Raw genomic sequence first — 21,587 nt, 5'->3', positions numbered from 1 at the left:
TTCCGCCCGTCGGCGCGTCACCGCGGCGGGCGCGCCGGCAGCAGCGCCCGCGGGTCGCGGGCCCGCACCGCCCCGGCCCACAGCCCCGCCCCGTAGGCGAGGTCCTCCAGCCGCCGGGCGACGGTGAAACGGACCGGTCCCACCCGCCCGCGGTGCGGCCGCCACGCCAGCAGCCCGTCGGCGACCGCCACCGCGACGACGACCCGCCGGCCCCGCCGCGAGACCAGCGCTGCGACGACGGCGAGCGGCCAGTGGTGCCGGGTGACCGAGCGCGCCAGCGCGGCGCCCGCGGCCCCCGCGCCCCGGACGACCAGCCCCGCGGTGAGCCCGACCGGCGGCGGCTCGTCCGGGCCGGCCAGCCGGGCGGCGAGGCGGACCGACGTCCGGGCCAGCCAGGCGGCCGCCGCGAGCCGGCCCCATCTCCCGCCGGCGAGCGCCAGCGCCCAGGTCGCCGCCGTCTCCGGCGCGATCACCAGCGGGGAGACGGCGCTGCCGTGGCGGGCGGCGAGCAGCGCGGCGCCGGTGCCGTAGAAGGCGCGGCGGCGCAGCCACCCCGCCGTCGTCCCGGGGTGCTCGTGCGCGACCTCCGCCGCCGGGTCGTAGCGCACCCGCTGCCCGGCAGCGGTCAGCCGCCAGACCAGGTCGACGTCCTCGGCCACCCGCATCGACTCGTCGAAACCGTCGCCGAGCGCCGCGCGCCGGACCAGGAGCGCGGCGCTGGGCACGTACGCGACCGCGGACAGCGGCCGCACCGGCGCCGGGCGCGGGCCCATGTCGAGCGCGCTCACCGCCGCCTCGTACGGCGCCGCCCAGCCGCGGCCGGGCAGCGCGGTGATCCGCGGGGCGACGGCCGCCAGCCGAGGGTCGGCCAGGTGCGCCAGCAGGCGGCCCAGCCACCCCGGCCGGGGGACGCAGTCGCTGTCGAGGAAGGCGACGAAGGGGGTGGTCGCCGCGCGCAGCCCGGCGTTGCGGGCGGCGGCCGGGCCCCGGTTCGCGGCCAGCCGCAGGACCGTGGCGCCGTCGGCGGTCACCGGCACCGCCGAGCCGTCGTCGACCACGACGACGGGCAGCTCCGCCGTCGCCGGGTCCGCGCGCAGGGCGGCCAGCAGCCGGGCCAGCTCCGCCTGGCGGTCCTTGACCGGGACGACGACGGTGACGCCGTCGACCGGGACCGGCGCCAGGTCGGGGTGCGCCAGCCCCCCGTCGAGCAGCCGGGCGGCCAGCGCGGCGGTGACGTCGTCCCGGACAACCAGCCGGTCCCCGGCCAGCAGCGCTCGGGCGCGGGGCGACAGCCGGAGCTGCCGCAGGGGGGAGCCGCCGAGCAGCACCGCACCGCCGTCCCGCCGGCGGACCGCCGGGTCGAGCCGGACGGCGAACCCGTCGGGCAGCCGGCCCGACGGGCTCATCGGCCGGCCAGCACCTCGTCGGTGGAGGTGATCTCCACCAGCGGGGCGTACAGGCCCATGATCCGCAGCGCGCGTTCGTGGTCCTCGTCGCAGGACCCGGCGCACGCGTCGCCGACCACGCGCACCGGCACCCCGGCGTCGGCGGCCGGCAGCACGGTGGACAGCACGCAGCAGTCGGTGGCCACGCCGACGACGGTGAGCGGCCCCTGGCCCACGACGTCGATCAGCTCCGGCACCCACTTGCCGAACGTCGTGGCGTCGACGACCGGCGCGTCGCCCGGGTCCTCGACCAGCTGGTAGAGCGGGGAGTCCGGCGGCTGGAGCGCGAAGTCGTACTGCTCGTAGTACTCCTTCCAGGCCCCGACCGGCTCGGCCGGCGCGACGAAGCGGGTCCAGACGACGCGGTCGCCGTAGGCCGCCACGAGCCGCCGGACCCGGGCGCGGGCCTCCTCGAAGCGCGGCGCGGTCCACGGCGAGCCCTCGTCGCCGAACACGTTCTGGAGGTCGACGACGACGAGCCAGCCCTCGAGATCCGCTGCGGTCACACCGCGATCATCTCCCGGGCGCCGGGAGGCCGCGGGACCGGCGGTGACCTCCCCGTGATCGACGTGTGCTTAGGTTCGCCTTACCTGAGTCGTTCCCGGAGGAGAACCGCATGCCCGCCCGTATCGCCGTCCGCGGTGCCGCCGTCCTGGCCGCCACCGCCCTCCTCGTGTCGGGCTGCGGCTCCGACGACGAGCCGGAGTCGCAGGGTGGGGGCGGGTCGGCGTCGTCGTCCGACGCCTTCCCGGTGACCGTCTCGACCCAGTTCGGCGACGTGACCATCGAGGAGGAGCCGACCCGCGTGGTGGCGCTCGGCTGGGGCGACGCCGAGACCGCGCTGGCCCTCGGCGTGCAGCCGGTCGGGGCCAGCGACTGGCTGGCCTTCGGCGGCGAAGGCGTCGGGCCGTGGTCGGAGGGCCGCTACGACGAGGCGCCGGAGATCATCGAGACGATGGAGCCGAGCTTCGAGGCGATCGCCGCCCTGGAGCCCGACCTGATCCTCGACACCAAGTCCGACGGCACGCAGGAGCGCTACGACCTGCTCAGCGAGATCGCCCCCACCGTCGGCATGCCCGAGGGCGTCGACCCGTACCAGACGACCTGGGACCAGCAGCTCGAGCTGGTCGGCCAGGCGCTGGGCCGCACCGACGAGGCCGAGGACGTCGCCGCCGACGTGCAGCAGGCGTTCGAGGACGCCGCCGCGGAGCACCCCGAGTTCGCGGGGAAGGAGGTCGTCGTCGCGGCCTTCACCTCCGACGGCTTCGGCGCCTACGTCCGGGGCGACGCCCGGGTCGACTTCATGGAGCAGCTCGGCTTCACGAACAAGCCGGCCATCCAGGACCAGGCCACGGAGAGCTTCTTCGTGCCGATCAGCCAGGAGAACGTCAACCTGCTCGACGCCGACCTGACCGTCGCCTTCCCGATCTTCGTCGAGGCCTCGGAGTTCACCGGCAACCCGCTGTGGCAGGCGCTGCCGTCCGTGGCCGAGGGCCGCGCCGTCGTGCTGGAGGACACCACCCTGGCCAACGCCTTCTCGATCGGCACGGCGCCGGGCATCCGCTACGCCCTGGAGAACACCGTCCCGCTGTTCGCCGACGCCCTCGGCGGCTGATCCACCGGACCCCGCCGGGCGCTCAGCCGACGAGCCGCCCGGCGGGGTCCACCCGCCACTCCCGCACCGCTCCGGCCAGCCGGCCGGCCAGCTCGGCCACCAGCCGCGCACCCTCCGCGGCCGAGGCGCCGGCCGGATCGCCGAGCACGCCGTTCGGGCTGACCGCCCGCACGCCCTCGGCCCGCATCCGCGGCAGGATCTCGCGGAGCGGCGCCGTCTCCCCCGCCTCCGCCCGGTCCTCGTGCACCCCAGCCGGTTCCACGTGCAACATCAGCGACGTCTCGGTGCGCCCCGCGTGCGCATCCGCTCCCGGCACGGCGAGCGGGAACCAGGCGACGTCCCGCCCCTCCTGCCGCAGCTGGGGCACCGCCGCGCGCAGGGCGTCGTAGTTGCCCCCGTGCCCGTTGACCACCAGCAGCCGCCCCGCCCACCGGCAGGCCGAGCGCCCGTACTCGACGAGCACCGCCGTCAGCGCCGCGGTGCCGAGCGACACCGTCCCGGAGAACCCCTCGTGCTCGCCGCTCGCCCCGTAGGCCAGCGCCGGGGCGAGCAACGCCCGGCCCAGGTCGGGCAGCGCGGCGCGGGCCACCGCCTCGGCCTGCGCGGTGTCGGTCGCCAGCGGCAGGTGCGGCCCGTGCTGCTCGACCGCGCCGAGCGGGACGACGAGCAGCGGCCGCTCGGGGATCTCCGGCCAGGTGGTGCTCCCGAGGGACGTCACCGGCGCAGCCTCGCACGACGGCAGACTGGCCCCATGGCACCCCGTCCCTGCCCGTGCGGCACCGGCCCGACCTACGCCGACTGCTGCGGCCGGCTGCACGAGGGCACCGCGGCCGCGGCGACGGCCGAGCAGCTGATGCGCTCGCGGTACAGCGCCTTCGCCGTCGGCGACGCGGCGTACCTGCTGGCCACCTGCACTCCAGGACCCGGCCGTCCTCCCTCGCGCTGGACCCGGACCTGCGCTGGACCGGGCTGGAGGTCCTGGCCACGACCGGCGGCGGCATGCTCACCACCGAGGGCACCGTGGAGTTCCGCGCGCACTGGGCCGCCGGCGGCCGCTCGGGCGACCAGCACGAGCTCAGCCGGTTCCTGCGCGAGGACGGCGCCTGGCGCTACCTCGACGCGGTGTGAGGGTGTCGCGGCCACCCGGCGTGGGCACGTGCGTCGCATGAGCGCAGAGGACACCCGCAAGGTCGCCGAGCTGATCAAGGGGGAGCGCTTCGGCTTCCTCACCACCGTCATGCCCGGGGGGAAGCTGACCAGCCGCCCGATGACGCTGCAGGAGGTCGAGTTCGACGGCGACCTGTGGTTCTTCGCCGAGCGCAGCTCCTCCCCGGTGGCGCACATCACCGCGTCGCCGCAGGTCAACGTGGGCATCGGGTCCGGCGGCACCTGGGTCTCGCTGACCGGTCACGCCCGCGTCGTCGAAGACCTCGCGAAGAAGAAGGAGCTGTGGAACGGCGCGGTCGAGGCCTGGTTCCCGAACGGCCCCGAGGACCCGGAGGTCGTGCTGCTGAAGGTCGAGGGCGATTCCGCGGAGTACTGGGACAGCCCCGGCGGGCGGCTCGCGACGGCGTTCAGCTTCGTGAAGGCCAAGGCCACCGGTGAGCGCATCGACGCCGGGAAGAACGAGAAGGTCGACCTCTAGCCCAGGCCGGTTCCCGCCAGCGGTGACTCGTTGCACGGCTTGGCGGGGATCGCCGGCATACCGAGCAGCGTGGGCTGGCCGCGCACCGGCCCGGTGTGCGAGTGGTCGACGGAGCTGCGCGGCGTCGCCAGGTCGAGGTCGCGGGCGGCCAGCGCGGCCTCGCCGTAGCCCTGCACGCACTCGGGATCGGGCCCGTCGAGGGGCAGGCCGGTGAAGAACTTCGCCGCCATGCAGCCGCCCCGGCAGGCGTCGAAGTGCGCGCACTTCGTGCAGGCGCCCCCGGTCTGCGGGCTGCGCAGGTCGGCGAACAGCTCGCTCTGCTGCCACACCCGCTGGAAGCCGCCCTCGTCCCGGACGTTGCCGGCGAGGAAGTTCTCGTGGATGGCGAACGGGCAGGCGTAGACGTCGCCGACCGGGTCGATCAGGCAGACCACCCGCCCGGCGCCGCACAGGTTGAGGCCGGGCAGCGCCTCGCCGAACGCGGAGAGGTGGAAGAACGAGTCGCCGGTGAGGACGCCGTCGCCGTTGGCCAGCAGCCACGAGTACAGCTCGCGCTGCTGCTGCGCCGTCGGGTGCAGCTGGTCCCAGACGTCGGCCCCGCGGCCGGAGGGGCGAAGCCGGGTGATCCGCAGCTGGGCGCCGAAGGAGTCGGTGAGCGCCTTGAACTCGTCGAGCTGCCCCGCGTTCTCGCGGGTGACGACGACGGAGACCTTGAAGTCCTTCATCCCGGCCTCGGCCAGGTTCTCCAGGGCGCGGATCGCCGTGGCGTAGGAGCCGGTGCCGCGGACGCGGTCGTTGACCTCGGCGGTGGCGCCGTCCAGGGAGATCTGCACGTCGACGTAGTCGGTCGCCGCCAGCTGCGCGGCCCGCGCCTTGTCCAGCTTCACGCCGTTGGTGGAGAACTTGACGCCGACGTCGTGCCCGATGGCGTAGTCGAGCAGGTGCCAGAAGTCCGGCCGGACCGTGGGCTCGCCGCCACCGACGTTGACGTAGAAGACCTGCATCCGCTGCAGCTCGTCGATGACCGCCTCGGCCTCGGCGGTGGACAGCTCGCGCGGGTCGCGCCGTCCGGAGGAGGACAGGCAGTGCGCGCACGCCAGGTTGCAGGCGTACGTGAGCTCCCAGGTCAGGCAGATCGGGGCGTCCAGGCCGTACTCGAACTGGTCGACCAGCCGCCCGCCCACGGGACGCTGGGGGACGACGGCGGTCATGCGCGCACCTCGATCATCTCGGAACGGGCGAGGTCGGCCAGCGCCTTCACGTAGGCACCCCGCTGGGCGTCGGTCACGCCGCACGCGGTCAGCGCGGCGTCGGCGGACGGGTGCTCGGCCAGCGCCTCGACGACGGCGACGAGCGTCCTCGACTTGAGGAAGGACAGCTTCCGGTTGCGGAAGGAGTAGACCAGCGCGCCGAAGGGCTCCGGCCGGAGCGCGACCGAGCGGGCGCGCTGCCAGGGGAGACCGGGGTCGAAGGCCACCTCGACCGGGACGGTCATCGTCGGCTCAGTAGACGCCGCACATGCCGTCGATGGAGACCTCCTCGACCAGCGACTCCTCCACCAGCTCCTCGGCGGCGGGGGCGGTCGTCTCGGCGGGCCGGGTGTCCTGCTGCGTCTCGGGCATCTGCACTCCCTGGAGATCGAGCGGGTGAGCGGCGTCACCCTCGGGCGGCCCACGCTAGTGGCACCCAGTGCCACCGGCAAGGAGGGTTCCCGGGCCGGGACCAGCATCCACCCGGGGCGGTCGACCGGCATGATCAGCGGCGTGACGGAGACGGGGCCGGCGGCCGCGGAGACCCGCGCCCGGGTGGACCGCGCGGCCCTGGCGCTGTTCGCCCGCCGCGGGTTCGACGCCGTGACCGCCGACGAGGTGGCCGAGGCCGCCGGCATCAGCCGCCGCACCTTCTTCCGCCACTACGCGACCAAGGCCGACGCCGTGTGGGGCGACTTCACCGGTCACGTCGCCCGGCTGGACGGGCTGCTGCGGGCCGCCGACCCGGCACAGGCCCCGGTCCGCACCATCTGCGACGCCTACGTCGAGGCCAACGACTACGGCGCCGACGACCTGCCGGTGCTGCGCGAGCGGATGCGGCTGATCCTCTCCGAGCCGGCCCTGCAGGCCCACTCGCAGCTGCGCTACGCCGAGGTCGACCGGGTGGTGGCCGAGTTCGTCGCCCGGTGCACCGGGGACGACGCCGGCGGGCTGCTCCCCCGCCTCGTCGCCGGGACCAGCCGGGCGGCCGCTACGGCGGCCTTCGAGGCGTGGCTCGCCGACGAGCCGTCGTCCCTGCGGGTGCACCTGCACCGCGCCTTCGACGAGCTCGCCGGCGGCTTCCCCGCGCTCAGAAGTACTGCGACCCACCGTCGATCGACAGGTGCTCGGCGGTGATGAACGACGCCTCGTCGGAGGCCAGGAACGCGACCGCGTCGGCGATCTGGTCCGCCTCGGCGTAGCCCGGGTCGATGAAGGGCGTGCCCATGGCGGCCAGCTTCGGGTTGCTGGCGTTGGTGCGCTCGATCGCGGTGATCATGTCGCCGCCGCCCATGGGGGTGGCCACGCCGCCGGGGTGGATGGAGTTGACCCGGATGCGGTGCCTGCCGAGCTCGGCGGCGAACGCGCGGGTCATGCCGGTGACCGCGTGCTTGCTGGTCGTGTAGTGGATCATGAACGGCTGCATCTTCTTGCCGGCGTAGGAGCTGGTCAGCACGATCGAGCCGCCGTTGCCGGCCTCGACCATGTGCGGCGCCGCGGCCATCACCGTGTTCCAGACGCCGGTGACGTTGATGTCCAGCGTGTCCTGGAAGACCTGCGGCGTCGTCTCGTCCCAGGTCATCGGGATGCAGATGCCGGCGTTGGCGACGACGACGTCCAGCCGCCCGAAGGCCGCCACGCCCTCGGCGACGAAGGCCTGGAGCCCCTCGAGGTCGCGGACGTCGCCCTCGCGGGTCAGCACCCGCCGGCCGGTTCCCTCCACCAGCCGGGCGGTCTCGGCGAGGTCCTCCGGCGTCGCCGGGTCGTAGGGGACGCCCGCGGGCAGCGGCCCGGCGATGTCCAGGGCGAGGACGTCGGCGCCCTCCCGGGCCAGTCGCACCGCGTGCGCCCGCCCCTGGCCGCGCGCGGCCCCGGTGATGAAGGCGACCTTGCCGTCCAGCCGTCCGCTCATGCGTTCGTCCTCCTCCGTCCACGCGGGCGGGGCGCCCGCGAACTGTGGCGTGGGTCTCGCCGTGCGGTAGCTTGGCACTCAGTGCCACCCGGCGTCGAGGGCCGGCGCGGCGGGCGACGACGGAGGTCGGCAAGTGGCGAACGCGTGGTTCGAGACCGTGGCCGAGGCGCAGCGCCGGGCGAAGAAGCGGCTGCCCAAGGGCGTGTACGGCGCGCTCGTGGCCGGCTCCGAGCGCGGCCTCACCGTCGACGACAACATCGCGGCCTTCGCCGAGCTCGGCTTCGCCCCGCACACGGCCGGGCTGGCCAACGACAAGCAGATGGCGACCACGGTGATGGGCCAGGAGATCTCCCTCCCGGTGCTGATCAGCCCCACCGGCGTGCAGGCCGTCAACCCCGACGGCGAGGTGGCCGTCGCGCGGGCCGCGGCCTCCCGGGGCACCGCGATGGGGCTGTCGTCGATGGCCAGCAAGCCGATGGAGGAGGTCATCGCGGCCAACCCGAAGACCTTCTTCCAGCTCTACTGGGTCGGGGACCGCGACGTCATGGCCGCGAAGGTGGAGCGGGCCCGCAGCGCCGGCGCGGCCGGCATCATCGCCACCCTGGACTGGTCGTTCTCCTACGGCCGCGACTGGGGCAGCCCGTTCATCCCCGAGCGGATCGACTTCGAGGCCGTCCGCCGCTACGCCCCGCAGGTGGCGCTGAGGCCGCGCTGGCTGTGGGAGTTCGCGAAGACCCGAAAGCTGCCCGACCTGACGGTGCCCAACATGGTGCCGACGCCCGGCGCCCCGGCCCCCACGTTCTTCGAGGCCTACGGCCAGTGGATGCAGTCCCCGATGCCCACCTGGGACGACGTCGCGTGGCTGCGCCAGCAGTGGCCCGAGGCACCGTTCATGCTCAAGGGCGTCATGCGGGTCGACGACGCCAAGCGGGCCGTCGACGCGGGCGTCACCGCGATCTCGGTGTCCAACCACGGTGGCAACAACCTCGACGGCACCCCCGCCGCGATCCGGGCGCTGCCGGTGATCGCCGACGCCGTGGGCGACGACGTCGAGGTGCTGATGGACGGCGGCATCCGGCGCGGCGGCGACGTCGCCAAGGCGCTGGCCCTGGGGGCCAGGGCGGTCATGATCGGCCGCGCCTACCTGTGGGGCCTGGCCGCCAACGGCGAGGCCGGCGTCGGCAACGTCCTGGACCTGCTCCGGGACGGCCTGGGCTCGGCCATGATCGGCCTCGGCCACACCTCGATCGACCAGTTCTCCCCGGACGACCTGGTAGTCCCCCCGGCCTTCGAACGGCGCCTCGGCGCGGTCCCCGGAGCCGACTCCCCGGAGGGCTGACCCGGCGCGCCTGCCCGACGGGGGTCAGTCCTTGCCGAGCAGGCCGCCCAGACCCCCGCCGCCGCCGAGCTTCTTCACCAGGTCCATCGGGTCGATGCCGAACTTCGAGAGCAGGCCGGCGTCGCGGTCGGTGTCCACCTGGCCGGGGAGCTCCTGGTCGGCCTGCTGGGCCTTGTCGTGGTCGCCCTGCGAGCGCAGCAGCTGCAGGATCTGGTCCTTGTCGATGTTCATGCCGCCTGCGGTACCCCGATCGACCGCGGTCTAGCGGCGGATGCGGATGTCGTCCGCGCAGACGGCCGACACGCGCAGCTCGCGGTAGCCGACGCCCAGCGCGCCGAGCCGGTCGATCGCCGAGAGCTCGCCGGCGGTGAGGGCCTCGGCCTCCTCGTCGGGGCCGGCCGGCACCCGGACGACGACGCGGTGGCTGAAGGCGCGCAGCGCGGCGTCGTAGGCGAGCGCGCCCTGCTCGCTGAACCCGGAGGTGATCAGGTCGTGCTCGGCCGACCGCGCGCGGAGGGCGGCCCGCTGGTCGTCGTCGAGGCCGTCGAACACGCCGCGGACGGTCACTCGGTAGGTGCGCGTGGACACGGCGGGCGAGGCTAGCCGCGTGCGCGCCCCGCACGCGACCGGGTTTCGGCGGCCCGCACGATGCGGTCCGGGCGGATCCGCACCGACGTCGCGCCGGCCAGCCAGCGCCGCAGGGCGCCGCTGGGGTCCTCGACCCGCACCGCCGTCCCGTCGTCGCGACGCACCTCGAGGTCGGCGGTGAGCTCCGCGGCGCCGTCGCCGAGGACGTCGTCCAGCCGGCACGGGCGGCCGTCGACCAGCACCTCCGGCTGCGGCACCAGCGTCCCCGCCAGCCGCCGTCCCGCCCGCCCGCGGCGGTCGACGAGCGGCCCGCCGCGCAGGGGCGGTGTGCGGCTGTCGGTGGCCAGCCGGGCGACCGCCGGGAGCCGGCGCACGCCGGCCAGCACCCCCCGGCGGGCGACGTCGCCACCCCGCCCACCGCCGGTCATCAGCCGGCCCAGCAGCTGCGCGACCCGGATCAGCGCGCGGGCGTGCGGCTCCCGCTCGAGCTGGTGGGTGTCCAGCAGCTCCTCGCCGACGTCCCCGCGCAGGACGGCGGCGAGCTTCCAGGCCAGCTGGTGCACGTCGCGCAGTCCGAGGCCCATGCCCTGGCCGATGAACGGCGGCGAGAGGTGCGCCGCGTCGCCGGCGAGCAGCACTCGGCCGGCCCGCCAGCGGTCGGCGACCTGGGCGCGGAACGTGTACTCGACCGCGCGCACGACCTCCACCAGGCCCGGGTCCACCGGCGCGAGCAGCTCGGCCAGCCGCCGGGGCGTGGTGGCGTCGTCGACCGTCTCCCCCGGCGCCAGCCGGCTCTCCCAGCGGTACCGGTCGCCGGTGACCGGCATGAACGTGGCCGGGCGGTGCGAGTCGCACACCTGGTGCGCGCCGGGCCACACCGGCAGCTCCACCGGGGAGCGCACGTCGAGCACCAGCCAGCGGTCGGCCGGGCCGAGGTCGCGCATCCGCGCACCGATCAGGTCCCGCACCGTGCTGTTGGCGCCGTCGCAGCCCAGCACCGCCGATGCGCGGACGGACCGGTCCGCACCACCGTCCCGCCCGGTCGCCGTCACGGTCACGCCGTCGTCGTCCTGCCCCAGGCCGGTGACCTCCACGCCGCGGCGCAGCTCGACGGCCGGCTCCGCTGCGACGGCCGCGGCGAGCACCTCCTCCAGGTCGGGCTGGTGCACCAGCGAGCCCTGCGGCCAGCCGTGCAGCCCGGCGTCGGGACGGCGGGCGAACTCGGCCAGCACCCGGTGCCGGCCGTCCAGCAGCCGCAGCCCGGCCATCGGGCGGCTGCGGGCGACGACCGCGTCGGCCACCCCCGCGGCCTGCAGCGCCCGGAACACCTCGTCGTCCAAGTGGACGGCGCGGGGCAGCGGGTAGGGCGCGCGGTGCCGCTCCAGGACGACGACCCGCAGCCCGCGCCGCGCGAGCAGCAGCGCGGCGGTCAGCCCGACCGGCCCGGCACCCACGACGACGACGGGCTCCGCGGGCACCGCGCCAGTCTCCCCGAGCGGTGCTGCACGTTGCACGGCGCGCGCTCGCCCCGCCGGGAAGGTTGCAGGGCCCTTCCCCGCGGTGTGACCTGGGCCATAACGTGCGAACCGGTCATGCGCGACCCGCGCATGCGCGGACGGCCCTCGACGACGAGGGCGACGAGGAGGTCCCTGTGCCCGTCAACACCCGTGGCGCGATCATGCGTTCGGCCCCCGGCTCGTGGGAGGTCGTCGACCTCGTCGTCGATGACCCGCAGGAGGGCGAGCTGCAGGTCAAGCTGGCCGCCTCCGGGCTGTGCCACTCCGACGACCACATCGCCACGGGGGACATGCCCGTCGGCAAGTACCCGTTCCTGGGCGGGCACGAGGGTGCCGGCGTCGTCACCAAGGTCGGCCCCGGTGTGAAGGGCTACGAGGAGGGCGACCACGTCGTCTTCTCGTTCCTGCCCGGGTGCGGCCGCTGCCGGTACTGCGCGAACGGCCAGCAGTACATCTGCGACTCCGGCGCCAACCTGCTGGTGGGCTCCCGGTGGGACGACGCGACGAGCTTCCGCGTGACGACCGCCGACGGCGAGGAGGTCGGCCAGATGTGCGGGCTCGGCACGTTCGCCGAGATCACGACGGTCGACATCCGCTCGACGGTGAAGATCGACAAGAGCATCCCGCTCGAGGTGGCCTGCCTCGTGGGGTGCGGGGTGGGCACCGGCTGGGGGACCGCCGTGCAGGCCGGCGAGGTGCGCGCGGGCGACACGGTGATCGTGATGGGCGTCGGGGGCATCGGCATCAACGCCGTCCAGGGCGCGGCGCACGCCGGGGCCAGCCACGTCATCGCCGTCGACCCGGTGGCCTTCAAGCGGGAGAAGGCGATGGAGCTCGGCGCGACCGAGACCTTCGCGAGCATCGAGGAGGCCGCCGACTTCGCCCGCAGCGTCACCAACGGGCAGGGTGCCGACAAGGCGCTGGTCACCGTCGGGGTGCTGAAGGGCGAGCACGTCGCCCAGGCGTTCGACGCCATCGGCAAGGGCGGCCGCGTCGTCATCACCGGCCTGGGCGACCTCACCGACGTCGGCATCCCGATCAACCCGAGCATGCTGGCGCTGTTCACCAAGGAGATCCGCGGCGCGCTGTTCGGCGACCAGAACCCCAGCTCCGACATGCAGAAGATGCTCCGGCTCTACCAGGAGGGGAAGATCAAGCTCGACGAGCTGATCACCACCCGCTACACGCTCGACGACATCAACCAGGGCTACGCCGACCTGCACGACGGCAAGAACCTGCGCGGCGTCATCGTCTACGACTGATCCGGGGTTCCCCGTTTCCGTGAGCACCGCCGCCCGGCTCGACGTCGGCGGCATGGTGCGGGTCGCCCGGGACAGGGTCGTCGCGCGCCTCCGCGAGGCGGAGGTCGTGGCGGCGGCCCTGTCCGCCGGGCGCAACGTCATCCTGGAGGGGCCGCCCGGCACCGGGAAGACGACGCTGCTGCGGTCGCTGGCCGACGGCGCCGGAGTCCCGCTGGTGCTGGTGGAGGGCAACGCCGAGCTCACCCCCACCCGCCTGGTCGGCCACCACGACGCCTCCCGGGTGCTGGCCGAGGACTACCGGCCCGAGAACTTCGTGCCCGGCCCGCTCACCCGCGCCATGACCGAGGGGGCGCTGCTCTACGTCGAGGAGTTCAACCGCGTCCCCGAGGAGACGATGAACGTCCTGCTCGGCGTGCTGTCCGAGCGGGAGATGCACGTGCCCCGCTACGGCCCGGTGGCCGCCCGGGCGACGTTCCGGCTGGTCGCGGCCATGAACCCGTTCGACGCCGTCGGCACCGCGCGGGTCACCCCGGCGCTGTACGACCGCTCCTGCCGCGTGGCGATGGGCTACCAGGACGAGGAGGCCGAGCGGCGCGTGGTCTCGGCCGCCACCGGGGCGCCGGACGCGCTCGTCGCCCGGGCGGTGCGGGCGGTGCGGATCACCCGCGACCACCCGGAGCTGCGCCTCGGCGCCTCCGTGCGCGGCGCGATCGACGCCGTGCTGATCGCCGCGGAGCTCGCCACCGTGCGCGGGACGGCGGCGCACGAGGACGGCACCGGGCTCGACGCCGCCCTGGCCGCGATGACCGGCAAGGTCACCCTGGCCGACGGCGTCGCCCGGCCGGTGGAGGACGTCGTCGCCGACATCTGGCGCCGGGCGGGTGAGGAGCCGGGAAAAGCGTGACGCCCGGGGCCTCCGGGTCGGTGCCGTCGTCCGGCGGTCTGCCGCCCGGCGGGCGGGCGCCCCGGGTGGTGGAGGACCCGGAGGCGGTCGCCGACCTCCTCCGCTCCTCGGCCGCGCGCCGCAGCAGCCGCGACCAGCTCTCCCGCGGCACCCCCGGCTTCGACGCCGTCTCGCCGCGGGCCGGCGAGCTCGACGCCGCCGCGGTGGCCGACCTGGCGGCCCGCGACCCCGATGCGGCAGCCCGGGTGCTGGCCGCCGCCGCGCGGGCGTTCGACCCCGGCCTGCGGGCCGCCGCCCGGGCGCTGGCCGCCCGCCTGCCGCTCGGCACGCCGCGCCGCGGCACCGCCGACCGCCCGGGCACCAGCCGGGTCGTGACGCGGCAGGAGCCGACCGGCTCCGACGTCGACCTCGACGCCACCCTGGCCGCCCGCGGGGCGGAACCGCACTGGCGGGCCGAGCACCTGCACACCCGCGGGTGGCGGTCCACCGGCCGGGCGACGGTGCTGCTGGTCGACGCGTCGGGGTCCGTGGCCGGGGACGAGCTGGCCGCCGCCGTGCTCACCGCCGCCGCGCTGGTGCAGCGGATGCGCCCGGGGGACGAGCTCGGGGTGGTCGCGTTCTGGTCCACCGCGGTGGTGCTGCGCCCGCTGTCGGCCGATCCCCGGGTCGACGTCGTCGTCGACCGGCTGTGCGACCTGCGCGGCGGCGGCACGACCGACCTCGAGCTGGGCCTGCGCACGGCCGCGGCGCAGATCGCCCGCTCGCGGGCGGCCGACCGGCAGGTGCTCCTCCTGTCCGACGGCGTCCCCACCGAGAGCCCCGATCCGCTGGCCGCCGCCGCGGCGCTGGCCCGCATCCCGGCACGGCTCCAGGTGCTGGCGCTGTCGCCCGAGGAGGAGGCGATGACCTCCTGCGCGGCGCTGGCCGCCGCCGGGGGCGGCCGGGTCGCCGCCCTGCACCGGCCCACCCAGGCCCCGTCGGCCGTGCGGGAGCTCCTGGGCTGAGGAACGGGGACGGCCGGCCGGAACCGTGCGGTCCCGGCCGGCCGTCGCCGTGCGGTGGGCGGAGCTCAGCCGGCCATCATCTCGGTGAGGTCGATGGCGTCGGCGGGCGCGGAGATGTCCTGCTCCTCGCCGAAGTCGCTGAAGGTGAGCTCGCTGCCCTCCTCCTCGTTCGACATGGCCAGCGGGTAGGCCGGGTCGTCGTCGGCGACGGTGAGGGTGCTGCCGTCCTCCTGCTCGACGATGCGCACCGGGTCGCCGTCCAGCTCGTCGCTGCGGGTCTCCTCCTTGACGTCGCCGTCGGGGTCGCGCAGCTCGTCGGCGATCCCGGCGAGCGAGAAGTCGGCGAAGTCGGCAGCCGCGTCCGAGGGGACGATCACCCAGGCGTCGTCGAACTCGGCGGCGGCCTCCTCGGGCATGCCGAAGCCCGCCCAGAAGTCGGCCGGGGCCTGCATGAACACCTCGCCGTCGGCGACGATGAGCCCGATCTCGACGCCGCCCAGGGAGATCGAGCCGGAGACGTCGTCACCCTGCAGCTGGAGGTCGATCTCGCCCTCCTCGCCGTCCTGCTCCATCGTGCCGGTGACGTGCACGGCGCCGGCCTCCTCGAGGGCGTCGGCGGCCATGGCCGCGACCTCCTCGCCGCTCTTGCCCTCGAGGGGGCTGTCGCTCCCGCAGGCGGTGAGCAGCAGGGCGGCGGCTGCCACGCCGGCCGTGGCGGTGAGCTGGCGGATGCGCATGGATCTCCTTCGTCGGGTCGGAACCCGGCGGTCCGGGCCGGGCGTCATCGTGCAGTGTGCAGGTGACCTGCAGGGAACTCAGGGGTGGCGTGTCGGGCGGCGCGGGATCCCTGCGCGTCGAGGGTCCAGTGGGACGGCGCTGCGCAGCACCGCAGGTCCGAGCCGCAGGGCACCGTCGGACAGGGCCGCGCAGCGGATCCCGGCCCGGCCGCGCATCCCGCGGTGCGCCCCGGGGGCCAGGGCGGTGTCCAGCCAGGCGCAGGGGTTGGCCGGGCGGCCGCCACGCAGCCGCACCTCGCCCTCCCCGCAGTCGAGGGAGAACTCGGCGCCGCGCAGCGCCTCGACCTCCGCCCCTCGCAGGACGACGGTGCGCCGGGCCAGGAGCGGATCGAGCGGGCCGGTGCCGAGCTCGGCGGCCAGCGCCTCCACCGCCTCGGCGGCGAGCACGGTCAGCTGCGCGTCGCGGTGCGCGCCCTTGCCGGCGTAGCGGTCGCCGACGACGCCGACCCCGCCGCGGACCTCGATGCGGTCGCGGCGGTCCGCGGCCTGCTCGGGCACCGCCGTGCCCGGGCGCCCGGCGTAGCGGTGCTCCGCCGAGACGACCAGCCCGACGACCTCGACGTCGTACGCGTGCGCCCACCCGGGGAAGGGGCCCTCGCTCAGCGGTCGGCCGTCCGGTGGATGGGGCCCTCGGTGCCGGCCAGCCGCTCCCCCGAGCCGCCCCACCGGCCGGCGATGATCTCGGCCGCGATCGACACCGCGGTCTCCTCCGGCGTGCGGGCGCCCAGGTCCAGGCCGATCGGCGAGGACAGCCTGCCCAGCTCCTCCTCGGTGAGCCCCGCCTCGCGCAACCGCGCCATCCGCTCGTCGTGGGTGCGCCGCGAGCCCATCGCGCCGACGTAGGCGACCGGCAGCCGCAGCGCCACCTCCAGCAGCGGGACGTCGAACTTGGGGTCGTGGGTGAGCACGCACAGCACCGTGCGCTCGTCCAGCCGCCCGGCGTCGACCTCGGCCTGGAGATACCGGTGCGGCCACTCGACGACGACCTCGTGCGCCTCGGGGAAGCGCTTCGGCGTCGCGAACACCGGCCGGGCGTCGCACACGGTCACCCGGTAGCCGAGGAAGGCCCCTACGCGGGCGACGGCCGCGGCGAAGTCGATCGCGCCGAACACCACCATGCGGGCGGCGGGCGCGAAGGAGTTCACGAAGAGGGTCAGGTCGTCGCCGCGCCGCTCGCCGTCGTGGCCGACGTGCAGCAGCCCGGTGCGGCCGGCGGCCAGCATGCCGCGGGCGTCGTCGGCGACGGCGTCGTCCAGCCGCTGCGCCCCCAGCGAGCCCGAGGCCCGGTCCGGCCACAGCACCAGCCGGCGGCCCAGCCGGTCGTCCGGCCCGGCGACCACGGTGACGACGGCGACCGGCTCGTGCCGCCCGACCGACTCGGCGATGTCGCCCAGCTCGGGGAACGACTCGCGCGACACCGGCTCGACGAAGACGTCGAGGATCCCGCCGCAGGTCAGCCCGACGGCGAAGGCGTCGTCGTCGCTGACGCCGTAGCGCTGCAGGACCGGGGTGCCGGACTCGACGGCGTCCTTGGCCTCCTCGTAGACCGCGCCCTCGACGCAGCCGCCGGAGACGCTGCCCACCGCGGTGCCGTCGGGGCCGACGAGCATCGCCGCACCCGCCGGCCGGGGCGCCGAGCGCCAGGTGCCCACCACCGTGCCCACGCCGACGGTCTCCCCCGCCTGCCACCAGCCGATCAGCTCATCGAGAACGTCCCGCATGCGCGATCACCCCTGTCAGCTCCTCGAACGCGGCCATGCTGTGCCCGGCCACGAAGGCGTCGATCGACGGCAGCGCCGCCTGCATGCCGCCGGTCAGCGGCTCGTAGCCGCTGCGGCCCTTGTGCGGGTTGACCCAGACCACGGCGTGCGCGAGCCGGCGCAGCCGCGCCATCTGCTCGCCCAGCAGCTCCGTGCCGCCGCGCTCCCAGCCGTCGCTGCAGACGACGACGATCGCGCCGCGGGCCGTGCCGCGCTGCCCCCACCGATCCAGGAACGCCTTGAGCACCTCGCCCAGCCGCGTGCCGCCGGACCAGTCGGGGATCGCCGAGCCGCTGGCGGCGAGCGCCCGGTCGGCGTCGCGCAGCCGCAGCTCGCGGGTGACGCGGGTCAGCCGGGTGCCGATGGTGAACACCTCTGTCGAGGCGGGCCGGGCCCGCACCGCCGCGTGCGCGAAGCGCAGCAGCGCGTCGGCGTAGGGGGCCATCGAGCCGGAGACGTCGACCAGCAGGACGACGCGGCGCGGGCGCGGCCGGCGCCGGCGGTGCATCAGGCGGGTCACCTCACCGCCCTCGCGCAGCGCCCGGCGGACGGTTCGGGCGGGGTGGACCTGCCCCAGGGAGCTCGGCCGGCGCCGGCGGGCCGGCCGCATGGGCTGGGCCGGCACCAGCAGGGCGAACAGCCGGCGCAGGTGCTCCCGCTCGGCGATCGTCAGCTCGGCGACGTCGCGGTGCCGCAGCAGCTCCTCGGCGCTGGCCTTGGCGGCGAGGTCGGGGGTGTCGGGGTCGTCGTCCCCGCTGCCGGTCCCGGCGTCCAGCGGGGCCGATGCGGCCAGCTGCGGCGGTTCGTGCTGAGCCGGGCGCGAGCGCCGGGGGCGCTCGCCGGAGAACCAGGCGGCGAACGCGGCGTCGTAGCGATCCAGGTCGTCCGGTCCCGAGCAGAGGGTCAGTCGTCCGGCCCAGTAGACGTCGGAGGGCTGGAGCACGTCGAGGTGTCCGAGGGCGCCGAGCATCGCCTCGACGCGGTCGGGCGAGGCCGCCACGCCGGCGGTCCGCAGCGTCCGGGCGAAGCCGAGCACGGTGTCGACCACGTCGCGCCTAGGCACCGAAGAGGGCCTCCTTCACCGCACCCTGGACCCGCTCGGTGTCCTCCCGGTACTTGAGGACAGCGCCGAGCGTGCGCGCGGCCAGGTCGGGGTCGAGCTCCTTCGCGCCCAGCGTGTGCAGCGCCGTGGCCCAGTCCATCGCCTCGGCGATGCCGGGCGGCTTGAGCAGGTCCAGGGTGCGCAGCTTTGCGGTCGCCCGGGCCACCTCGCGGGCCAGCTGCTCGGTGACGTCGGGCAGCCGGCGCCGCAGGATCGCCACCTCGCGGTCGAAGTCGGGGTGCTGCAGCCAGTGGTAGAGGCAGCGCCGCTTGAGCGCGTCGTGCACCTCGCGGGTGCGGTTGGAGGTGAGGACGACCAGCGGCGGGGTCTGCGCCCGCACCGTGCCGAGCTCGGGGATGGAGATGGTGAAGTCGCTGAGCACCTCGAGCAGGAACGCCTCGAACTCGTCGTCGGCGCGGTCCACCTCGTCGACCAGCAGCACGCTGGGGGAGTCCTCGAGCGCGCGCAGCAGCGGGCGGGCGAGCAGGAACCGCCGGTCGTAGAGCGAGGCCTCCAGCTGCTCGGTGTCGCCGGTCGCGTGGGCGGCCTCGGCGGCCCGCAGGTGCAGCAGCTGGCGGCCGAAGTCCCAGTCGTAGAGCGCCTGGCTGGCCTCCAGCCCCTCGTAGCACTGCAGCCGGTGCAGCGGCCGGCCGGTGACCTCGGCCAGCGCGTGCGCCAGCGCGGTCTTGCCCACACCCGCCTCGCCCTCGAGGAACAGCGGCCGGTGCATGGCCAGCGCCAGGTAGGCGGCCGTCGCCAGCCCCTCGTCGGGCAGGTAGCCGGTCCGCTCCAGGGCGGCGGCCAGCTCGTCGGGGTCGGCGGGGACCGTGCGCTCGCTCACACGCAGCAGCATCCCACCCGGCGCCACCCACCCGTCGGCGGCGGGAGACGATGAGCCCATGCCGACTCCCGACGCCCTCGCCGCGGGCGACGACCTGCGGGCCTTCGTCGACGCGTCCCCCTCGCCGTCGCACGCCGTCGCCGAGCTCGCGCGGCGGCTGACCGCCGCCGGCTTCACCGAGCTGGCCGAGGCCGACCGCTGGGCCCCGGCCCCGGGCGGCCGGCACTTCGTGGTGCGGCACGGCAGCATCGTCGCGTTCCGGGTCGGGACGGCGGCGCCCGCGGAGAGCGGCTTCCGCGTGGTCGGCGCGCACACCGACTCCCCCACCTTCAAGGTCCGGCCGAACTCCGACGTCCGCCAGGCCGGCTACCGCCTGGTCGGCGTGGAGCCCTACGGCGGCGGGCTGTGGCACACCTGGCTCGACCGCGAGCTCACCGTCGCCGGGCGGGTGGCGCTCCGAGGTGGGACGACCACCCTGGTCCGGCTGCCGGGCGCGCCGCTCCGGCTGCCGTCGCTGGCCATCCACCTCGACCGCGGCGTGCGGGAGGGGCTGACCCTCGATCCGCAGCGCCACCTGGTGCCGGTCTGGTCACGCGACCTGGGCGACGAGCCGGGGCTGCTCGCCGCGCTGGCCGAGGCCGCCGGCGTCGACGTGGCCGACGTGGTGGGGCACGACCTCGTGCTCGCCGACACCCAGCCGGCGGGCCGGGCTGGGGCCGACGGCACCTGGATCGCCGCGCCGCGGCTGGACAACCTCGCCTCGTGCCACGCCGGGCTGCTGGCCCTGCTGGCCGCGCCGGCGGGGGAACGCACCCAGGTGCTGGTCTGCAACGACCACGAGGAGGTGGGCAGCGGCTCGATGGCCGGCGCCCGCGGCAGCTTCCTCGAGGACGTGCTCCGCCGGCTGGCCGGCCTCGCCGATCCCGCGGACGCGCAGGCGGTGCACCGGGCGATCGCGCGCTCGGTGCTGGTGTCGGCCGACATGGCGCACGCGGTGCACCCGACCCGGTCCGACCGGCACGAGCCGGCGCACCAGCCGCAGCTGGGCGGCGGCCCCGTGCTGAAGGTCAACGCGAACCAGTCCTACGCGACCGACGCCGCGACCGGCGGCTGGTTCCGGGAGCGCTGCGCCGAGGCGGGCGTCCCGCTGCAGATGTTCGTCACCCGCGCCGACCTGCCCTGCGGGAGCACGATCGGCCCGCTGACGGCCACCCGGCTCGGGATCGCGACGGTCGACGTCGGCGCCCCGATGCTGGCCATGCACTCCTGCCGGGAGCTGACCTCGGCGCTCGACGTCCCGCACGTGGTGTCGGCCCTGACCGCCTGCCTGGCGGACTGACCGACGGCGGGCAGCCCGGCGGCCGGCCGGGGCATCGTGGTCGCCCGGCCGGCCGCGGCTGATCCGGCCCCCTCCGAGGAGGGGTGCTGTGTCACATGCGCCGGTCGTCCCGGGCGCCGTCCACCTCGATCTCCTCCTTGCGGACGTCGGCGCTGACGGTCTCCTGGTCGGTGACGGTCTCCTTGTCCAGGCGGACGCGCTCGACGGGGACGGCCTCCTTCTCCACCACGGGGCGCTCGGCGCGGAGCGTGACCTCGTGCTCCTCCTCGCTGATGGCGGGGCCGTCCAGCGCGTTGCCGACGTTCGCGTCGGTGATCGGCTCGCGCTCGACGCGGACCTCCTCGCGGCTCACCGGCACGGTCTCGGTCACGTTCTCGGTGACCACGTACTTGCGCAGGCGGGCGCGGCCGACCTCCTCGCTGCGGGTACCGACGTTCAGCCGCTCCTCGGAGCGGGTCATGGCGTCGTCGGTGGTCGGGCCGGAGGTGTCGTGGCCGACCGTCCCGTGGCGGTTGACGTCGGTCGTGCCGCCCGCGGCCATCCCGGTGCCCGCCGTCCCCGTCCCGGCCATGCCGGTCGTGGACTCGGTGGTCGTCATGGTGTCGGTGGTCCGCCCGGTCGTGCCGGTGCCGGTGCCCATGCCGTAGTAGTGGTAGAGCTCCTGCTCCTCCTGCGGGGACAGGTGACCGTCGGTGTCGATCTTGGGGGCGTCCTTGACCCGCTCCTTGCTGATCGGTACGCGGAGGCCGTCATCGGTCAGGTCGGCGTCCCGGATGGGGACGAAGGACTCCTTCGTGCCGAACATGCCGGTCTTGACGGTGACCCACTCCGGCCGTCCCGTCTCGTCGTCGAGGTAGACCTCGGAGGCGGAGCCGATCTTCTGCCCGGACTCGTCGTAGACGTCCTTGCCGATCACGCGGTCGAGGGTTTCGGTGCCGATCATCGTTGGGTTCGCTCCCATCTCAGCGGTGTTCGCGGTCACTCTTCTGGGTGACCCCCACCGGCACGGCGAAACGGCCGCGGCCGGTTCGCATCGGTCCGCGACGGGTGTCCGGGCGCCCTGCCGGACCGGCGGGTACCTGTGACCCGGTATCGCTCCTGGCCGGTTTCCGCAGGTCACCGGCCGATGCGCGGGGCACAACCGGATCGGCCGTTGCACAGTCCAACGACCGGCGGGACCGGTGACGGTCCGCGACCGGGCCGCGCCCGGGCGTGTCGGAACGGTCCGCTCTCCGGCGCGTCGTCGCCGTGCGGCGGGTCCGGCTGC

General features: G+C 75.5%; 25 protein-coding genes and 1 pseudogene. 10 read left to right on the top strand and 16 right to left on the bottom strand.

Annotated features, from left to right (window positions below):
- Positions 1-17: 17 nt before the first annotated feature.
- Both mftF and DQ241_RS01660 read right to left on the bottom strand, forming a co-directional pair.
- Positions 18-1,406 carry a mycofactocin biosynthesis glycosyltransferase MftF gene (gene mftF, locus DQ241_RS01665; protein WP_113828413.1) on the bottom strand — a complete coding sequence of 463 codons (1,389 nt, stop codon included), beginning with the start codon at positions 1,404-1,406 and terminating at the stop codon, positions 18-20.
- A complete protein-coding gene (locus DQ241_RS01660) occupies positions 1,403-1,951 on the bottom strand; it encodes a cysteine hydrolase family protein (protein ID WP_113828412.1) in 549 nt (182 codons plus the stop codon). The genes mftF and DQ241_RS01660 overlap by 4 nt, the downstream gene beginning before the upstream one ends.
- A 110-nt stretch (positions 1,952-2,061) precedes the next feature.
- Here DQ241_RS01660 and DQ241_RS01655 point away from each other — a divergent pair, with 110 nt between their 5' ends.
- The gene (locus tag DQ241_RS01655; RefSeq protein ID WP_113828411.1) at positions 2,062-3,060 is read left to right on the top strand and encodes an iron-siderophore ABC transporter substrate-binding protein; all 999 of its coding nucleotides are present in this window, start codon (positions 2,062-2,064) and stop codon (positions 3,058-3,060) included.
- 22 nt (positions 3,061-3,082) lie between these two features.
- On the opposite strand, the gene mftE is transcribed toward DQ241_RS01655, so the two are convergent.
- Entirely contained in the window at positions 3,083-3,778 is a 696-nt protein-coding gene (mftE, locus tag DQ241_RS01650; RefSeq protein WP_113828410.1) for a mycofactocin biosynthesis peptidyl-dipeptidase MftE, read from the bottom strand.
- Positions 3,779-3,811: 33 nt separating this feature from the next.
- Between mftE and DQ241_RS21415 the strand changes: the two are divergent.
- From DQ241_RS21415 to DQ241_RS01640, 3 genes and pseudogenes are all read left to right on the top strand, one after another.
- Positions 3,812-3,943 (top strand): annotated as a pseudogene (locus DQ241_RS21415) (SEC-C metal-binding domain-containing protein); the annotation flags it as partial.
- A gap of 116 nt (positions 3,944-4,059) precedes the next feature.
- A complete protein-coding gene (locus DQ241_RS21250; RefSeq protein ID WP_255410955.1) occupies positions 4,060-4,188 on the top strand; it encodes a YchJ family metal-binding protein in 129 nt (42 codons plus the stop codon).
- Positions 4,189-4,225: 37 nt separating this feature from the next.
- Positions 4,226-4,705 (top strand): pyridoxamine 5'-phosphate oxidase family protein, encoded by a 480-nt coding sequence (locus tag DQ241_RS01640; protein ID WP_113828409.1) that lies wholly within the window; start codon positions 4,226-4,228, stop codon positions 4,703-4,705.
- Here the strand turns inward: DQ241_RS01640 and mftC are convergent.
- From mftC to mftA, 3 genes are read right to left on the bottom strand one after another with little or no spacing between them, the layout of a single operon-like run.
- Positions 4,702-5,916, bottom strand: a complete 1,215-nt coding sequence (gene mftC, locus DQ241_RS01635) for a mycofactocin radical SAM maturase (RefSeq protein ID WP_113828408.1) — start codon at positions 5,914-5,916, stop codon at positions 4,702-4,704. The two genes, DQ241_RS01640 and mftC, sit on opposite strands and share 4 nt — an antisense overlap.
- Positions 5,913-6,200, bottom strand: a complete 288-nt coding sequence (gene mftB, locus DQ241_RS01630) for a mycofactocin biosynthesis chaperone MftB (RefSeq protein WP_113828407.1) — start codon at positions 6,198-6,200, stop codon at positions 5,913-5,915. Before mftB ends, mftC begins: the two co-directional genes overlap by 4 nt.
- Before the next feature lie 7 nt (positions 6,201-6,207).
- Positions 6,208-6,327: a mycofactocin precursor MftA gene (gene mftA, locus DQ241_RS01625; RefSeq protein WP_113828903.1), complete on the bottom strand. Its 120-nt coding sequence runs from the start codon at positions 6,325-6,327 to the stop codon at positions 6,208-6,210.
- A gap of 141 nt (positions 6,328-6,468) precedes the next feature.
- Between mftA and DQ241_RS01620 the strand changes: the two genes are divergently transcribed.
- Positions 6,469-7,092: a TetR family transcriptional regulator gene (locus tag DQ241_RS01620; protein ID WP_233492148.1), complete on the top strand. Its 624-nt coding sequence runs from the start codon at positions 6,469-6,471 to the stop codon at positions 7,090-7,092.
- On the opposite strand, the gene DQ241_RS01615 is transcribed toward DQ241_RS01620, so the two are convergent.
- Positions 7,046-7,867, bottom strand: coding sequence for a mycofactocin-coupled SDR family oxidoreductase (locus tag DQ241_RS01615; protein WP_113828406.1), 822 nt, complete (start codon positions 7,865-7,867; stop codon positions 7,046-7,048). The genes DQ241_RS01620 and DQ241_RS01615 overlap by 47 nt on opposite strands.
- Before the next feature lie 133 nt (positions 7,868-8,000).
- On the opposite strand from DQ241_RS01615, the gene mftD reads away from it, so the two are divergent.
- Positions 8,001-9,206 carry a pre-mycofactocin synthase MftD gene (gene mftD, locus DQ241_RS01610; protein ID WP_113828405.1) on the top strand — a complete coding sequence of 402 codons (1,206 nt, stop codon included), beginning with the start codon at positions 8,001-8,003 and terminating at the stop codon, positions 9,204-9,206.
- Between the two features lie 24 nt (positions 9,207-9,230).
- Here mftD and DQ241_RS01605 read toward each other — a convergent pair whose 3' ends face one another.
- Genes DQ241_RS01605 through DQ241_RS01595 form a run of 3 tightly spaced genes read right to left on the bottom strand, consistent with a single transcriptional unit; the run spans position 9,231 to position 11,272 of the window.
- Positions 9,231-9,437, bottom strand: a complete 207-nt coding sequence (locus DQ241_RS01605) for a hypothetical protein (RefSeq protein WP_113828404.1) — start codon at positions 9,435-9,437, stop codon at positions 9,231-9,233.
- A gap of 30 nt (positions 9,438-9,467) precedes the next feature.
- Positions 9,468-9,794: a DUF6204 family protein gene (locus tag DQ241_RS01600; RefSeq protein WP_147252310.1), complete on the bottom strand. Its 327-nt coding sequence runs from the start codon at positions 9,792-9,794 to the stop codon at positions 9,468-9,470.
- A gap of 11 nt (positions 9,795-9,805) precedes the next feature.
- Positions 9,806-11,272, bottom strand: coding sequence for a bifunctional 3-(3-hydroxy-phenyl)propionate/3-hydroxycinnamic acid hydroxylase (locus DQ241_RS01595; RefSeq protein WP_113828402.1), 1,467 nt, complete (start codon positions 11,270-11,272; stop codon positions 9,806-9,808).
- A 173-nt stretch (positions 11,273-11,445) separates the two neighbouring features.
- Between DQ241_RS01595 and DQ241_RS01590 the strand changes: the two genes are divergently transcribed.
- From DQ241_RS01590 to DQ241_RS01580, 3 genes are read left to right on the top strand one after another with little or no spacing between them, the layout of a single operon-like run.
- Positions 11,446-12,573, top strand: coding sequence for an NDMA-dependent alcohol dehydrogenase (locus DQ241_RS01590; protein WP_113828401.1), 1,128 nt, complete (start codon positions 11,446-11,448; stop codon positions 12,571-12,573).
- Between the two features lie 19 nt (positions 12,574-12,592).
- On the top strand, positions 12,593-13,477 hold the full coding sequence (locus tag DQ241_RS01585) for a MoxR family ATPase (protein ID WP_233492147.1): 885 nt from the start codon (positions 12,593-12,595) through the stop codon (positions 13,475-13,477).
- Complete coding sequence (locus tag DQ241_RS01580) at positions 13,474-14,481, top strand: VWA domain-containing protein (protein WP_233492146.1); 1,008 nt, start codon at positions 13,474-13,476, stop codon at positions 14,479-14,481. The genes DQ241_RS01585 and DQ241_RS01580 overlap by 4 nt, the downstream gene beginning before the upstream one ends.
- A gap of 65 nt (positions 14,482-14,546) precedes the next feature.
- On the opposite strand, the gene DQ241_RS01575 is transcribed toward DQ241_RS01580, so the two are convergent.
- The 5 genes from DQ241_RS01575 to DQ241_RS01555 form a co-directional block, all read right to left on the bottom strand.
- Positions 14,547-15,218, bottom strand: coding sequence for a hypothetical protein (locus tag DQ241_RS01575; RefSeq protein WP_113828400.1), 672 nt, complete (start codon positions 15,216-15,218; stop codon positions 14,547-14,549).
- 78 nt (positions 15,219-15,296) lie between these two features.
- A complete protein-coding gene (locus tag DQ241_RS01570) occupies positions 15,297-15,944 on the bottom strand; it encodes a molybdenum cofactor biosysynthesis protein (protein ID WP_233492145.1) in 648 nt (215 codons plus the stop codon).
- On the bottom strand, positions 15,878-16,999 hold the full coding sequence (locus DQ241_RS01565) for an XdhC/CoxI family protein (RefSeq protein ID WP_113828399.1): 1,122 nt from the start codon (positions 16,997-16,999) through the stop codon (positions 15,878-15,880). The genes DQ241_RS01570 and DQ241_RS01565 overlap by 67 nt, the downstream gene beginning before the upstream one ends.
- Positions 16,980-18,101 carry a VWA domain-containing protein gene (locus DQ241_RS01560; protein WP_113828398.1) on the bottom strand — a complete coding sequence of 374 codons (1,122 nt, stop codon included), beginning with the start codon at positions 18,099-18,101 and terminating at the stop codon, positions 16,980-16,982. Before DQ241_RS01560 ends, DQ241_RS01565 begins: the two co-directional genes overlap by 20 nt.
- Positions 18,094-18,981 carry a MoxR family ATPase gene (locus DQ241_RS01555; protein ID WP_233492144.1) on the bottom strand — a complete coding sequence of 296 codons (888 nt, stop codon included), beginning with the start codon at positions 18,979-18,981 and terminating at the stop codon, positions 18,094-18,096. The genes DQ241_RS01560 and DQ241_RS01555 overlap by 8 nt, the downstream gene beginning before the upstream one ends.
- Before the next feature lie 58 nt (positions 18,982-19,039).
- On the opposite strand from DQ241_RS01555, the gene DQ241_RS01550 reads away from it, so the two are divergent.
- A complete protein-coding gene (locus DQ241_RS01550) occupies positions 19,040-20,320 on the top strand; it encodes a M18 family aminopeptidase (RefSeq protein ID WP_113828396.1) in 1,281 nt (426 codons plus the stop codon).
- 91 nt (positions 20,321-20,411) lie between these two features.
- On the opposite strand, the gene DQ241_RS01545 is transcribed toward DQ241_RS01550, so the two are convergent.
- Positions 20,412-21,263, bottom strand: a complete 852-nt coding sequence (locus DQ241_RS01545; protein WP_113828395.1) for a DUF2382 domain-containing protein — start codon at positions 21,261-21,263, stop codon at positions 20,412-20,414.
- Positions 21,264-21,587: the final 324 nt, after the last annotated feature.

This window comes from Blastococcus sp. TF02A-30, from assembly GCF_003319185.1.
Classification (GTDB): Bacteria; Actinomycetota; Actinomycetes; order Mycobacteriales; family Geodermatophilaceae; genus Blastococcus.
This window is presented reverse-complemented; position numbering and strand designations above follow the sequence as displayed.